Below are 13,800 nucleotides of genomic sequence, written 5' to 3' on the forward strand. Positions count from 1 at the left end.
CTAGCCGGTCTTTGTGCCGGAAGTGAGGCGATGCTAATAGCACAAGCTTTCACCGACCTTTCATTCAGTGTTTGCTTGAATTTATTGTCAAAGGTGCTATCGACATGCAAACGGGAGAAACCTCATGAGCCAGCTTCACACCGGTGGCTGCCACTGCGGCAGCCTGCGTTATCAGTTCGATGCGCCGTTGCACGACATTGCCCATTGTCACTGCACGATCTGTCGTCGTACGTCCGGTGGAACTGTCATGACCTGGATAAGCGTGCCCGTGGCATCGTTTCAGTGGATGGCGGGCAGTCCGACCGCGTACGACTCAGGGCCGACCTGTGTGCGTTACTTCTGTTCGAACTGCGGCGCCCACATGGTGCTGTTCACGCGCAACAGCCCGCAGTACATGGACGTCACCATCGCAACGCTTGACCACGCTGAGCTGGCGGCACCGTCACGTCATATCTGGATAGAAAACCGCCTGCCCTGGTTGCATCTGGACGAGCAACTGCCGGGTCGCGAAGGCGAAGAGTCGTAGGGCTTGAAATATGGGCGGGTTGCTCAGGCACAGGCGCGAGCGAACAGGACGCCGCTCGACCTGCTCCCGCTGTGAACTGTCGTCAGCCAGCGGGAGTTGTGTGGGATGTTACTTGTTGGTGCTGAACTGCGATGCCAGCTCACGCAGCAGCATTTCGGCTTCCAGAACCTTTTTCACCGTCTCTTCTGCTTTTTCACGCGGCAAGTCCAGACGTTTGAACAGCTCATCGGGAATTTCCTGCTCAGGGCCTGAGCCGATGCCGTTGTTGCGCAGCAGTCGCACAGCCAGATACACCAGATTGGCGTACTTGTAGTGCTCGCCTGCGTAATGCGGGTCGTGCTGGAAGCGCAATGCGGTGGAAAGCTCTTCCGGCATGTCCCAGTAACGCATCAGCCAACCACCGATCTGCTCACGGCTGATGCCCAGCAGATGATGCTCGATAAAGCTGTGGTGCAAGTGCGGATTGACTTCCAGTTGGCGGCAGATCAGCGTGAAATGCGGTGGAAACACATGAGCCAGCAGCAGATAGCCGAAGTTGTGCAGCAGACCTGCCAGATAGGTCAGGCCGCCTTCAGGACGCTGTGCTCGCGGAATCGCACGGGTCAGTCCTTCGATGACCGCCGCCGTGTAAATAGATTGTTGCCAGTACGGCGTGGTCTGCTGAGGTTGATCCTTGGGCAGGCTCAGGGTCTTGCCCAGTGCCAGGCCCAGTGCCAGATTGATCACCAGATCGAAACCCAGTACCCGAACGATCGCGTCTTCCACCGAGCGAATCTTGCCGGTCGAAGCGTAATACGGCGAAGCTGCCCAACTCACAACCTGAGCCGCCAGTGCGGGGTCGGTTTCCACGACGCCCGTGATGTCGTCAGTGGTTGCGTCAGGGTCGACGCGCAACTTGATGATTTTTTGTGCGGTGCCTGCCAGCGGGGGGATTTCCAGAGTCGCTTCCAGGCGCTGCTGAATGCGGCGTGCAGTGAATGCCTGCACAGCCTTGGTGATTTCGGTGCGGTCGTCGGCAGGGCGATCCAGGTTGGGATGAATCTCATCGACCGGCTGGCCAAAATGAGCCGCACTGGCTTTGCTGAGCATGCTCTTGAAATCGTTGCTGCTGATTTCCAGCAGCAGACCCGGTTCGCCTGAACCCACCAGAAGGACGGGCTCCTGCAGCAGACGGTCATCGTAAAGGCAAGGCGAACTGGTCAGAACCGGAAGCCCGGGCAACTCTTGAAGGTTGTGCTTGCTGAGCATGCGCGTCAGCCGCTGATGAGGCACAGCGGTCAATTTACGCCCGGTCAGTTCCGTGATCCGATTGAGATCCAGCAGCTGGCTCTGGGGAAACAGAATCAGAAGGGCGCCAACAGCGTCCTCGACCAGAACCGCCTGGACCTTCCTGGAGGGTTGAAGGTGTTTGTCCTCCATGACTTCGGTGTAGCTGATGGCCAATTTTTCAAGCAACTGCCGGATTACGGAAGGGGCTTGGTGCGAATCATTGACGTGAGCAACTTCTGTCATGGTCTATGTCCAAATTCCTACAATCGCAGAAGTATAACCACCTTATGCGAATTTGGGTCGCGTGCGACTCCAAAGCGTTGCCTGCATCACACCTGGCCGTACTGTTGGCCGTGCCGCAGCCAGCGTTCCAGCAGCGGACTGACATGCTGAGGCCAGCGCTCAAGCAGCGCCTGGGCTGCGTCCCGAACCGCAGGTAGCAAATCGGCATCACGCATCAGATCGGCGACCTTGAATTGCAGCAGGCCCGTTTGTCGGGTTCCCAGCATTTCGCCTGGACCGCGCAGCTCCAGATCCTTTTCGGCGATGACAAAACCGTCATTGGTTTCACGCATGATGCCCAGCCGCTGACGACCGATCTGTGAAAGCGGCGGATGATAAAGCAGCACGCAATGACTGGCAGCGCTGCCGCGTCCGACACGTCCGCGCAGCTGGTGAAGCTGAGCCAGTCCGAGTCGCTCGGGGTTCTCGATGATCATGAGGCTGGAGTTCGGTACGTCCACGCCGACTTCAATGACGGTGGTTGCCACCAGCAATTGCAGCGCACCCTGCTTGAACTCGGCCATGATCGCGGCTTTCTCGGCAGGCTTCATGCGCCCGTGGATCAGCCCTACACGCACTTCGCCCAACGCGCTGGTCAGCTCCTCATACGACGTTTCGGCGGCCTTGCAGGTCAGCTCCTCCGACTCTTCGATCAGCGTGCAGACCCAGTACGCCTGACGACCTTCCGCACAGGCGGCGCGTACGCGTTCGATGACTTCGATGCGTCGGCTGTCGGCCACCAGCACGGTATTGACTGGAGTTCGACCGGGAGGCAGTTCGTCGAGAATCGAGGTGTCCAGATCCGCGTACGCACTCATGGCCAGGGTGCGTGGAATGGGCGTAGCGGTCATGATCAACTGATGCGGGCACATCAACCCGCCAACGCCTTTCTTGCGCAGGGCCAGGCGTTGCTGAACGCCAAACCGGTGTTGTTCATCGATGATCACCAGCGCGAGGTTCTTGAACTTCACCTCATCCTGAAACAATGCGTGGGTGCCGACGACCATGGGCGTGCCGGTGGCGATCTGTTCAAGTGAGGTCACGCGTGCCTTGCCCTTGAGCTTGCCTGCAAGCCAGGCGACGCCAATTCCGAGCGGCTCGAGCCAGCGCTGAAAATTGATGTAGTGCTGCTCGGCAAGAATCTCGGTTGGTGCCATCAAGGCCACCTGATAGCCCGCTTCCAGTGCCTGCAACGCAGCGAGGGCGGCAACCACCGTCTTGCCGGCACCGACATCGCCCTGAATCAGGCGCAGCATGGGTTCGGGCTGGCTTAGATCATAGGCGACCTCGTTACCGACACGCTGTTGGGCACCGGTCGGGGGGAAGCCCAGGTTGGCCAGAAACTGTTTGGGCAACTTCTTCGCCAGTGGCAAGGCCGGGGCGCGTTGCGAGCGCAGGCTTTCACGCAGTCGCTGCTGAGAGAGCTGGTGCGTCAACAGTTCTTCGAACGCCAGCCGGTGCTGAGCCCAGTGGTGACCGAGCGCCAGCTCATCTACGTCGGCATCGGCTGGTGGGTGATGCAGGTAGCGAATCGCATCGTCGAGCGGCGCCAGTTGGTAATCACGGGCGAGTTCTTCAGGTAGCCAGTCCGGCAAGCTCTTGGGGCCGAGCATGGCAAGGCTTTGCTGGCAGAGTTGACGCAGACGCTGTTGGGTCAGGCCTTCGGTCGTGGGGTAAATCGGGGTAAGCGTCTGTTCGACGGGGACTGGCTCGTCGCCCGTGATCGCGCGGTATTCCGGGTGATAGATTTCCAGGCCGGACGCGCCTGGGCGTGCTTCACCAAAGCAGCGCAGATGCGTGCCGCGCTTCATGCCTTCTTTCTGGGCGTTGCTGAAGTGGTAGAAGCGCAGGCTGACGACGCCGGTACCATCCCCCAGCCTGACCAGCAGGCTGCGGCGTTTGCCCATTACTACATCAGCGCCGCTGACGACGCCTTCGATGACCGCATCCTGGCCGGGTCGCAGTGCGCCGATAGGCACGATGCGAGTCCGGTCCTGATAGCGCAAAGGCAGGTGGAACAGCACATCCTGAAGGTTTTCCAGACCGACCTTGGCCAGCTTTTCTGCCATGGCCTCGCCGACGCCCTTGAGCGCTGTGACCGAGACTTTGGAAAGCTCGCTCATTACTTATGCCTGGGCCGCTTCTGTTTTGGGGCGAGCCACCGAACACAGGCGCGCGGAGTCAGCCAGAATCTCGATAGCCTTGGGCCGAGGGAAGCTCGCACGCCATGCAATGGCGACTGTGCGGAACGGCACAGGCGGCGTGAGTGGACGCACTTCGATGACACCAGGGGCGTAGTGATGGCTGTCGACCGCCGACAGCGGCAGGATCGAAATGCCCAGACCCGAGGCGACCATGTGGCGAATGGTCTCCAGCGAGCTGGATTCCACGGTCGTATGCTTCGCACCTTCACTGCCCTTGGTCAGCGTAGGGCACGCTTCAAGAACCTGATCCCTGAAACAATGGCCTTCACCGAGCAACAGCAGGCTTTTGTCGTTGAGCGCCGAAGCATCAATGGTCGCTTTCTGAGTCCATGGATGGCCGGCAGGCATCAGGACCGAGAACGGTTCGTCGTAGAGCGGCATGGTCAGTACATCGGCTTCATTGAACGGCAGTGCGATGATGATCGCGTCCAGCTCGCCATTGCGCAGCTTGTCGCGCAGGACGTGGGTGAAGTTTTCTTCGATGTACAAAGGCATCTGCGGTGCGACGCGATGCAGCTGTGGAATCAGATGAGGGAACAGGTACGGGCCAACTGTATAAATCGCACCGACCTTGAGCGGCGCCGTCAGCTGGTTTTTACCCGCCTGGGCCAACTCACGGATACCCTGAGCCTGCTCGAGCACCTTCTGGGCCTGGGCAACAATACCCTCACCCACGGGCGTCAGGCGAACGGCACTCTTGCTGCGCTCGAAAATCAGCACACCCAGTTCGTCTTCAAGTTTTTTGACACCCACCGACAGCGTAGGCTGACTGACGTGACAGCGTTCAGCGGCATGGCCGAAGTGCTGTTCCTGGGCAAGCGTAACGATGTAGCGCAATTCTGTAAGGGTCATAACGTGCGTCCATGAAGTTGCGAACCCAGCATAGCGGGTGCAATCGATAGACGCACGTTATCAGAAGCACTCAAGAGTAACAAAAGTGCGATTCAGCGTTTATCCAGCGAATAAACGAACGGTGCGAGGATTTCAATGGAGCCGTTGTTGAGGATTTCGTCTGGCGGCTTTGGCAATGGTTGAGCACGACGGATCATTTCCATCGTCGCTCGATCCAGTGCCGGGCTGCCTGAACTGCTGGCGATTGCGTAAGACAGGACGTTGCCTTCCTTGTCTACGACAAAGCGCAAGCGCGCGACGCCTTGCATGCCTCTGCGACGGGCATCCTCGGGGTATTTCTTGTACTTGCTCAAGTGCCTCAGCAAATCACCCTGCCAGGTCGGCAATGCCGTGCTCGGTGGTGAAGGTGGTGCCGCTGGCGCTGGTGCTGCTGATTTTTCTGGCTTGGCCGTCGTTGGTGGTGTGTCCACCGGCTTTTCTTCGGCAGGCTTTTCCTGTGGCGGCTCAGGCTTCTTCTGCGGCTTTGGCGGCTGCGGTTTTGGCTTGGGCTTTTCCACTTTTTTAGGCACGACGATCTCAGGCTTCGGTGCCTCTACAACGTCGGGCACGGGTACCTGTTCTTCCGGAGCGGGCGGCTGAGGCGGTTGAACGACCTGTGGCGGAGGTGGCGGCGCGGGCTCGGGCAAAGGCGCGAGCTCGACCATCATGGCTGCCGGAGGCAGTTCGATAGCTTGAGAGGCAGGCCATCGAAGGGCGATGATGATCGCAACAGCGTGCACGGCCAGCACCAACAACAGACTACCGCTATAGCGCGTCAGTTTTTGGCGCGTATTGATCATTTCTTACCAACCGTCTCAAGGCCTACCAGACCGACTTTCAGGTAACCAGCGCCCCGAAGCGTGTTCATGACTTCCATCAGATCGCCGTAGTCCACGCCCTTGTCGGCCTGGAAGAAAATCGTGGTGTCTTTCTTGCCTTTGGTACGGGCATCCAGCACCTGGCCGATCTGCTCACGCGCAACTTTCTCTTCACCCAGGTACAGGCTTTTGTCGGTCTTGACGCTCAGAAAGATCGGCTTTTCGGGCCGCGGTTGCGGGGTTGCTGTGGACGCAGGCAGGTCTACCTTGATGTCCACCGTGGCCAGCGGCGCGGCAACCATGAAGATGATCAGCAGGACCAGCATGACGTCGATGAATGGCGTCACATTGATTTCGTGGTTTTCGGCGAGATCGTCGTCGCCTTCTTTCAGATGCATGCCCAAGGTTCAGCCCACCTTGACCATGTGCGGCGACTGAGTGCGGTCGACGACTGGCTGATGGTCCAGATCGCGGCTGACCAGCAGCAGCACCTGGGCCGACGCGTCCGCTACCTGTGCCTTGTAACCGGCGATGGAGCGAGCGAAGACGTTATAGATGACCACCGCAGGAATCGCTGCAACCAGACCCAGCGCTGTTGCCAGCAAGGCTTCGGCGATGCCGGGTGCAACGACGGCCAGGTTGGTGGTCTGGGTTTTGGCGATACCGATGAAGCTGTTCATGATGCCCCAGACGGTACCGAACAAGCCCACGAACGGGGCCGTCGAACCAATGGTCGCCAGTACGCCGGTGCCGGAGCTCATGTTACGGCCGCAGGCGGCGACGAGTCGCTCCAGACGGAAGCTGACACGTTCCTTGATGCCTTCGCGTTCACGGCTGTTGGTCGACAGGCGCATTTCTTCCATCGCGTCGTGAACCAGCAGGTTTGCCAGCGTACCTTCTTTCGCAGCGGTTTCGCCCGCCTCAGCGAGGGTGCGGGCTTTCTTCAGGTTGGCGATTTCGACACGCAGACGACGCTTGGCGCCCAGCAACTCGAAACCCTTGGCAATCCAGATGGTCCACGTGATGATCGAGGCAATGGCCAGCCCGATCATGACCGCCTTAACTACCACGTCGGCGTTCTGATACATGCCCCATGGCGATAGGTCATGGGCCATGCCCAGGCTGTTGTCTTCAACTGCGGGCTCCAGCGCTTCAACCGGTGCGCCGGCCTGAGGTTGCTGAGGCGCAGCCGTCTGGTTGGCAGCAGGCGCAGACGCGGCAGGCGGTGTCGTTGGTGCCGATTGGTCGGCGAGCGCAACGGGTACGAACATCAGGCTCAGGACGAGGGCAGCGATACCGCGCCATGCGCGGGGCAGGCTGAATGGCTTGGTGGGCGAAGCGATTGATTGAATACGTGTCATGCTGGCCTGGCCTGAAAGAAAAAAGGGGTGATGTCCCGGTCGCCGTGCACTGCGTTCGACGTTCATGGTGGACAAATGGGCAGCCATTATTGCAAATCATTCTTGTTAACAAAAGTAATACAGTAACTTTTTTACATTTTTGGTCTGAGCGCCTGATCTTTTCGATGACTTTGACGGTGTCAGACCGCCGCTATATGGAGATAACCATGACCGCTCCTTCTGTCCTTATCGCTGGCTGCGGCGACATAGGCTCTCGACTCGCCACCCGTTTGCTGACTCATGACTGGGTGGTCCATGGGCTACGGCGCACGGTTAGTGAATTGCCTCAGGGCGTGATCGGCATTCAGGCTGATCTGTTCGATGCACAGAAGCCCGCCAGTTGGCCTGCCGGCCAGGTCGATTATCTGGTCTATTGCGCAACGCCCTCCCAACGCGATGAAGCGGGCTACCGGATGGCTTACGTAGAAGGCTTGCGTCATGTACTGGGTTGGCTGGAGCAATCAGGTCAACAGCCCAGAAGAGTGCTTTTTGTCTCCAGCAGCGGCGTTTACGGCCAGCAGAACGGGGAATGGGTCGATGAAACGTCTGCTACCGAGCCTGTGGGTTTCTCGGGCACGGTAATGCTTGAAGCCGAGCAACTGGCGCTGAACAGCGGTCTGCCTGCCACGGCAGTGCGCCTGACGGGCATTTACGGCCCTGGCCGCAGCGATCTTTCCAATCGGGTGCGTCAAGGGCACAGCGTCCGTATCGACCCGCCGGTGTATGCCAACCGCATTCATGCCGACGATGCTGCGAGCCTGCTGGCGCATCTGCTTGAGGCAGATTCTCGAGGTGTGGCACTTGAGAGTTGTTATCTGGGCGTCGACGACGATCCTGCCGCGCTGGCAGACGTGGTGGCGTGGATTCGAGAGTATCTGGGCGTGACCGAATGGTCTGATGAGGTCAGCGTGCAGCGCGTGGGCAGCAAGCGATGCAGAAATGCCAGAGCGCGTGCGTTGGGCTGGGCACCGATGTATCCGGATTACCGGGCTGGTTACGCGGCGTTGCTCGGTTAAAGACCGAGTAAGGACGGGGCATGTTGGCAGCAGACGCTCCGGAGAGCGGACGCTGCCAACGGTTGACCGTAACCGCTTATTGCTGTTGCAGCAACCAACGGCGTGGGCCTGGACGTAGCTCTGGCATCTGATCAGTCCCGGCGTTGTTCACTGCCTGGAAGATTTCGAGCTGCTTGCCTTTACGGGCAAAGATCCATGGATTGCCCTGCTCGGCCTTCTCCAGCCACATGCTGTCGTATTCGCCGCTCATGGCCGCGCAGTCGCCTGCAAGGCAAAGCGCGTAACGATCGTTTTCCGGGAGACCCTGCACGCTACCGTCAGGCATGAACTGCACGGTGCTGCCCTGGCCGTCACCTTCGACGATGGTCCATTTGCCGCCCATATAGGCGCTATAGAGTGCTTTTTCGAAGCTTGTACCTGGCTGTGCGCCTTCGGCGGCCGGGTTCTCCGGTTTTTCGAAATGCTGCTCAGGGCCTGACTCGCTGGCGGACTGAACAAGCTCGTCACCTTTGACGCTCAGGTCTTCAAAGAAATTGCCGTAGAAATCGACGTGCAGTTTGCCTTCGGCGGCGCTGACAATTTTGCCTTCACCCAGCTCGAAGCCGTTCGAGTACACGGCCTGGTTGGCTTTCGAATTGATCTGCCATTCCAGGTTCGGACCATTGGCGAGCAGAGCCTGACGCAGGTTGCCTTGTTTGACCGCGGCGTTGATAGCGGTCTGGTTGATCCAGGTGCCGTCCGGGTTGCGGTCGGCGTGGCTGGCGCAGCCGCCCAGTATTAAGGCGATCAGCGAAATGGCGAGCGCGGAGCGCATAACAGATTCCTTCCTTCAGGGAGAACGGAGCGCACGACACGCTCCGTCGGGGGATTTATTCGATGACGAGGATCGCGTCCATCTCGACCTGGGCGCCGCGTGGCAATGCAGCAACGCCAATGGCAGCACGCGCAGGGTAAGGCTGGGCGAAGTAGGTGCCCATGATCTCGTTGACCTTGGCGAAATGGCCCAGATCAGTCAGGAAGATGTTCAGCTTGACGATATCCTTGAAGGAGCCGCCTGCAGCTTCGGCCACTGACTTGAGGTTCTCGAACACCTGAGTGATCTGAGCCTCGATGCCTTCGACCAGTTCCATGGTGGCTGGATTCAACGGAATCTGCCCGGACATGTAGACAGTGTTGCCAGCTTTGATGGCCTGGGAATAGGGGCCAATGGCCGCAGGGGCTTTATCGCTGGTGATGACAGTCTTGGTCATGAAGAACTCCTGAAGGTTGGTTGCCTACGCACGCATGCGAGTGATTCGAGTGACCCCGGTCAAGGCGCGCAGTTTTTTGATGACGCGGGCCAGATGCACGCGGTCGTGCACGCTGACCACCAGTTGGACCACGCTGATGCGACCATCGCGTTCATCCATACTGATTTTTTCGATATTGCCATCGGCAGCATTCACGCTGCTGGCCAGCAAGGCGATCAGGCCGCGCTGATGCTCCAGTTCGACACGCAGCTCGACATTGAATTCGCCTGTGACGTCCTTGGCCCAGGACAACTGAATGCATTTTTCCGGATTGTGGCGAATTTCGCTGATGTTGCGGCAGTTATCCAGGTGCACAACCATGCCCTTGCCTGCGGACAGGTGGCCGACAATCGGGTCGCCCGGGATCGGTGTGCAACACTTGGCGTAGCTGAGTACCAGACCTTCGGTGCCGCGAATGGCCAGCGGACCTTCGGGGCTTGGCAGTTGATCGCCTTCGCCCAGCAGGCGGCGCGCAACCACATAGGCCATGCGATTGCCCAGGCCGATGTCTTCGAGCAGGTCTTCCAGCACTTCGGCCCTGTATTCGTTCAGGGCCAGTTGAATGCGCTCGGCAGAAATCTTGTCCAGACTGCTTTCAAAGCCGTTAAGCACCTTGTTCAGCAGGCGTTCGCCCAGACTGATGGATTCGGATCGACGTTGCAGCTTGAGAGCGTGACGAATGTGCGTACGTGCCTTGCCGGTGACAACGAAGTTCAGCCATGCCGGGTTCGGGCGTGCGCCGGGGGCGCTGACAATTTCGACGGTCGAACCACTTTGCAGCGGCTCCGAAAGCGGTGCCAGACGGCGGTTGATCCGGCAAGCGATGCAGCTGTTGCCAACGTCGGTGTGCACCGCGTAGGCGAAGTCCACCGCCGTGGAGCCTTTGGGCAGCTCCATGATCCGGCCTTTGGGCGTAAAGACGTAGACCTCGTCCGGGAACAGGTCGATCTTGACGCTTTCGATGAATTCCAGCGAGTTGCCGGCACGCTGCTGCATTTCCAGCACGCCCTTGACCCATTGGCGCGCCCGCGCATGAGTACCTTTCGGCTGTTCGTCATCGCTGGATTTGTAGAGCCAGTGCGCGGCAATCCCGTTGTTGGCCATCTCTTCCATTTCACGCGTGCGGATCTGGATTTCGATGGGCACGCCATGCATGCCGAACAATGTGGTGTGCAGCGACTGATAGCCGTTGGCCTTGGGGATTGCGATGTAATCCTTGAAGCGGCCCGGCAACGGTTTGTACAAGTTATGCACAGCGCCCAGCACGCGGTAACAGGTATCGACCTTGTCCACGATGATGCGGAACGCGTAGACGTCCATGATCTCGTTGAAGGCGCGGCGCTTGCCGCGCATCTTCTTGTAGATGCCGTAAAGGTGTTTCTGCCGCCCGCTGACGTCGCCTTCGATGCCATCGACGGCCAGACAATGACTCAGCGACTCCTCGATCTTGTTGACCAGTTCCTTGCGGTTGCCTCGGGCGCGTTTGACGGCCTGATTGATCCGCGACGAACGCATCGGGTACATCGCCTTGAAACCCAGGTCCTCGAACTCGATACGCACACTGTGCATGCCAAGACGATTGGCAATGGGGGCGTAGATTTCGAGGGTTTCCTTGGCAATTCTGCGGCGTTTCTCGCCGGACAGGACTTCCAGCGTACGCATGTTGTGCAGGCGGTCGGCGAGCTTGACCAGGATCACGCGAATATCACGTGCCATGGCCATGGCCATCTTCTGGAAGTTCTCAGCCTGGGCTTCGGCCTTGGTCTCGAAATTCATCTGGGTCAGTTTGCTGACCCCGTCGACCAGTTCCGCGACGGTTTCGCCAAATTGCGCGCTGAGCGCTTCTTTGGCAATACCGGTGTCTTCGATGACGTCATGCAGCATCGCGGCCATCAGGCTTTGATGGTCCATGTGCATGTCAGCGAGGATGTTCGCAACCGCGAGTGGGTGCGTTACGTAAGCTTCACCGCTGCGACGGCGTTGGCCGTCGTGCGCTTGTTCGGCGTAGAAATACGCCCGGCGGACCAGGTTGACCTGTTCCTTGCCGAGATAGGCAGACAGTCTTTCGGCGAGGGCGTCTATGCTTGGCAAGGTGATACTCCCTGCCAATGGCTTTTGACCTGCGCCGTACTACGTCGACCCGGCATAGGCTTAGACGGCCTCGTTGGACTCGTCCTCGAACGCCGCGAACAAAGGTTCGTCTTCGACAATTTCGGCTTCTGCGATAACAGCGTAATCCATCAGGCCAGCTGCGATTTCACGCAGGGCAACAACGGTAGGCTTGTCGTTTTCCCATGCCAGCTTCGGTTCTTTGCCGCCAGTGGCGAGCTGACGCGAGCGCTTGGTAGCGAGCATGACCAGCTCGAAGCGGTTATCGACGTGTTCTAGGCAGTCTTCAACGGTCACGCGGGCCATGGGTATTCCTCGTAGCAAATGCGTATGCGCGATGCCCGGATGGGCGAGCGGACTCGATAGTTTACAAGCGGACAGCCACATGCATCAAGCATCAAGCCACCGACGGTATGCTTTTAACGTGCAGCGTGCCGCTTTGAAATGGCTGAATCAAGCCAGCAACTCTTGAAAAAGCTCGCTGTATTGTTCCTGCTGATGCTGTTGGGTCAGTCGGTTGGCGCGGAAAATCGCCTTGAGATCCTCAAGGGCGCTGGCGAAATCGTCGTTGACCAGAATGTATTCGTATTCGACGTAGTGACTCATTTCGCTCACCGCTTCGCGCATGCGGTTCTCGATAATCTCGTCACTGTCCTGGCCACGATTGGTCAGGCGCTGGCGCAATGCCTGCTGGTTGGGCGGCAGGATGAAGATCGAGCGCGCGTGCGGCATTTGTTCGCGAACCTGCTGGGCGCCTTGCCAGTCGATTTCCAGAATCAGGTCGTGGCCTTCATCCAGCGTTTGCTGCAGATGGCTTTGCGACGTGCCGTACAGGTTGCCGAATACTTCAGCCTGCTCGAGAAAGTCGCCGTGTTCGATCATGCGCACGAACTCGGCACGATCGACGAAGTTGTAGTTCACGCCATCCACTTCGCCGGGCCGCATGGCACGAGTAGTGTGCGAGACAGAGACGCGAATCTGCGGCTGTGCATCGATCAGGGCTTTGACCAGGCTGGTCTTGCCTGCGCCGGAGGGTGCGGAAATGATGTACAGGGTGCCGGTGCTGTGGGTCATGTCAGGTTCAGCCTTACTCAATATTCTGCACTTGTTCACGCATCTGCTCGATCAACACTTTCAAGTTGACGGCAGCCTGTGTGCTGCGTGGGTCGAAGGCTTTGGAGCCCAATGTGTTTGCTTCGCGATTCAGTTCTTGCATCAGAAAGTCCAGACGACGGCCAGCCTGGCCACCGGTCTTGAGAACGCGGCGTACTTCCGTGACGTGCGTGCTCAAACGGTCCAGCTCCTCGGCGACGTCGCTTTTCTGGGCCAGCAGTACCATTTCCTGTTCGAGGCGCTGCGGATCAAGCTCGGCCTTCATGTCGGCGAAGCGATCCAGCACTTTCTGACGCTGCGTGGCGAGCATCTGTGGCACCAGAGTGCGTAGCGTGGCGACTTCTTCATCAATGGACGTCAACCGTTCGTCGAGAAGTCTCGCCAGGTCTGCGCCTTCGCGGCCTCGGCCGTTCTTGAGTTCGACCAGTGCCGCGTTGAACAGCGTCAGTGCCTCGGTGTTCAGTACCTGCGGGTCGCTGGCGTCAGCGACCAGCACGCCCGGCCAGGCGAGCACTTCAAGCGGGTTGAGCGGCGCCGGTTGCTTGATCAGGCTGGCCACCGACTCGGCAGCCGCGATCAGTTGGCCCGCACGCTCGCGGTCTACCTGCAGAGGCTTGCCTGCGGTTTCTTCGACAAAGCGCAGCGTGCACTCGACCTTTCCGCGTGAAAGACCCTGGCGCAGTGCTTCGCGGATGGAGCCTTCCAGGTCGCGGAAAGATTCCGGCAGACGCAGGTGCGGCTCAAGATAGCGGTGATTGACCGAACGCAGTTCCCAGCTCAGTGTGCCCTGAGCTCCAGCCCGTTCGACTCGGGCAAAGGCAGTCATGCTGTGCACCATGGGGAGTACCTCTTGATTCAGTCCATGAACGCGGCCGGGTGACTG

At 59.1% G+C, this 13,800-nt stretch carries 14 protein-coding genes; 2 read left to right on the top strand and 12 right to left on the bottom strand.

Annotated elements, in window-relative coordinates; all coding sequences use genetic code 11:
* The first annotated feature begins 124 nt into the window (after positions 1–124).
* The gene (locus KDX37_RS00465; RefSeq protein ID WP_231650616.1) at positions 125–526 is read left to right on the top strand and encodes a GFA family protein; all 402 of its coding nucleotides are present in this window, start codon (positions 125–127) and stop codon (positions 524–526) included.
* Between the two features lie 108 nt (positions 527–634).
* On the opposite strand, the gene KDX37_RS00470 is transcribed toward KDX37_RS00465, so the two are convergent.
* The 6 genes from KDX37_RS00470 to exbB all read right to left on the bottom strand — a co-directional run bounded on the left by KDX37_RS00470 (position 635) and on the right by exbB (position 7,351).
* Positions 635–2,038: an aminoacyl-tRNA deacylase and HDOD domain-containing protein gene (locus KDX37_RS00470; protein ID WP_231650617.1), complete on the bottom strand. Its 1,404-nt coding sequence runs from the start codon at positions 2,036–2,038 to the stop codon at positions 635–637.
* Between the two features lie 86 nt (positions 2,039–2,124).
* Positions 2,125–4,200 (bottom strand): ATP-dependent DNA helicase RecG, encoded by a 2,076-nt coding sequence (gene recG, locus KDX37_RS00475; protein ID WP_231650618.1) that lies wholly within the window; start codon positions 4,198–4,200, stop codon positions 2,125–2,127.
* 3 nt (positions 4,201–4,203) lie between these two features.
* On the bottom strand, positions 4,204–5,133 hold the full coding sequence (locus KDX37_RS00480; protein ID WP_231650620.1) for a hydrogen peroxide-inducible genes activator: 930 nt from the start codon (positions 5,131–5,133) through the stop codon (positions 4,204–4,206).
* A gap of 92 nt (positions 5,134–5,225) precedes the next feature.
* Entirely contained in the window at positions 5,226–5,972 is a 747-nt protein-coding gene (locus KDX37_RS00485) for an energy transducer TonB (RefSeq protein ID WP_231650622.1), read from the bottom strand.
* Complete coding sequence (exbD, locus tag KDX37_RS00490) at positions 5,969–6,394, bottom strand: TonB system transport protein ExbD (protein WP_231650623.1); 426 nt, start codon at positions 6,392–6,394, stop codon at positions 5,969–5,971. Before exbD ends, KDX37_RS00485 begins: the two co-directional genes overlap by 4 nt.
* A gap of 3 nt (positions 6,395–6,397) precedes the next feature.
* On the bottom strand, positions 6,398–7,351 hold the full coding sequence (gene exbB, locus KDX37_RS00495) for a tonB-system energizer ExbB (protein ID WP_231650624.1): 954 nt from the start codon (positions 7,349–7,351) through the stop codon (positions 6,398–6,400).
* A gap of 206 nt (positions 7,352–7,557) precedes the next feature.
* Between exbB and KDX37_RS00500 the strand changes: the two genes are divergently transcribed.
* Positions 7,558–8,406 carry an SDR family oxidoreductase gene (locus tag KDX37_RS00500; RefSeq protein WP_231650625.1) on the top strand — a complete coding sequence of 283 codons (849 nt, stop codon included), beginning with the start codon at positions 7,558–7,560 and terminating at the stop codon, positions 8,404–8,406.
* A 76-nt stretch (positions 8,407–8,482) separates the two neighbouring features.
* Here KDX37_RS00500 and KDX37_RS00505 read toward each other — a convergent pair whose 3' ends face one another.
* From KDX37_RS00505 to KDX37_RS00530, 6 genes are all read right to left on the bottom strand, one after another.
* Complete coding sequence (locus tag KDX37_RS00505) at positions 8,483–9,220, bottom strand: hypothetical protein (protein ID WP_231650626.1); 738 nt, start codon at positions 9,218–9,220, stop codon at positions 8,483–8,485.
* A 55-nt stretch (positions 9,221–9,275) separates the two neighbouring features.
* Positions 9,276–9,656 (bottom strand): RidA family protein, encoded by a 381-nt coding sequence (locus KDX37_RS00510; RefSeq protein ID WP_231650627.1) that lies wholly within the window; start codon positions 9,654–9,656, stop codon positions 9,276–9,278.
* Between the two features lie 24 nt (positions 9,657–9,680).
* A complete protein-coding gene (gene spoT / locus KDX37_RS00515) occupies positions 9,681–11,786 on the bottom strand; it encodes a bifunctional GTP diphosphokinase/guanosine-3',5'-bis pyrophosphate 3'-pyrophosphohydrolase (protein ID WP_231650628.1) in 2,106 nt (701 codons plus the stop codon).
* Positions 11,787–11,846: 60 nt separating this feature from the next.
* Positions 11,847–12,110: a DNA-directed RNA polymerase subunit omega gene (rpoZ, locus tag KDX37_RS00520; protein ID WP_004887180.1), complete on the bottom strand. Its 264-nt coding sequence runs from the start codon at positions 12,108–12,110 to the stop codon at positions 11,847–11,849.
* Positions 12,111–12,257: 147 nt separating this feature from the next.
* The gene (gene gmk / locus KDX37_RS00525; RefSeq protein WP_231650629.1) at positions 12,258–12,878 is read right to left on the bottom strand and encodes a guanylate kinase; all 621 of its coding nucleotides are present in this window, start codon (positions 12,876–12,878) and stop codon (positions 12,258–12,260) included.
* Between the two features lie 13 nt (positions 12,879–12,891).
* Positions 12,892–13,755 carry a YicC/YloC family endoribonuclease gene (locus KDX37_RS00530; protein ID WP_231650631.1) on the bottom strand — a complete coding sequence of 288 codons (864 nt, stop codon included), beginning with the start codon at positions 13,753–13,755 and terminating at the stop codon, positions 12,892–12,894.
* Positions 13,756–13,800: the final 45 nt, after the last annotated feature.

The sequence above is a fragment of the Pseudomonas californiensis genome (assembly GCF_021147775.1).
In the GTDB taxonomy this organism is placed as follows: domain Bacteria; phylum Pseudomonadota; class Gammaproteobacteria; order Pseudomonadales; family Pseudomonadaceae; genus Aquipseudomonas; species Aquipseudomonas californiensis.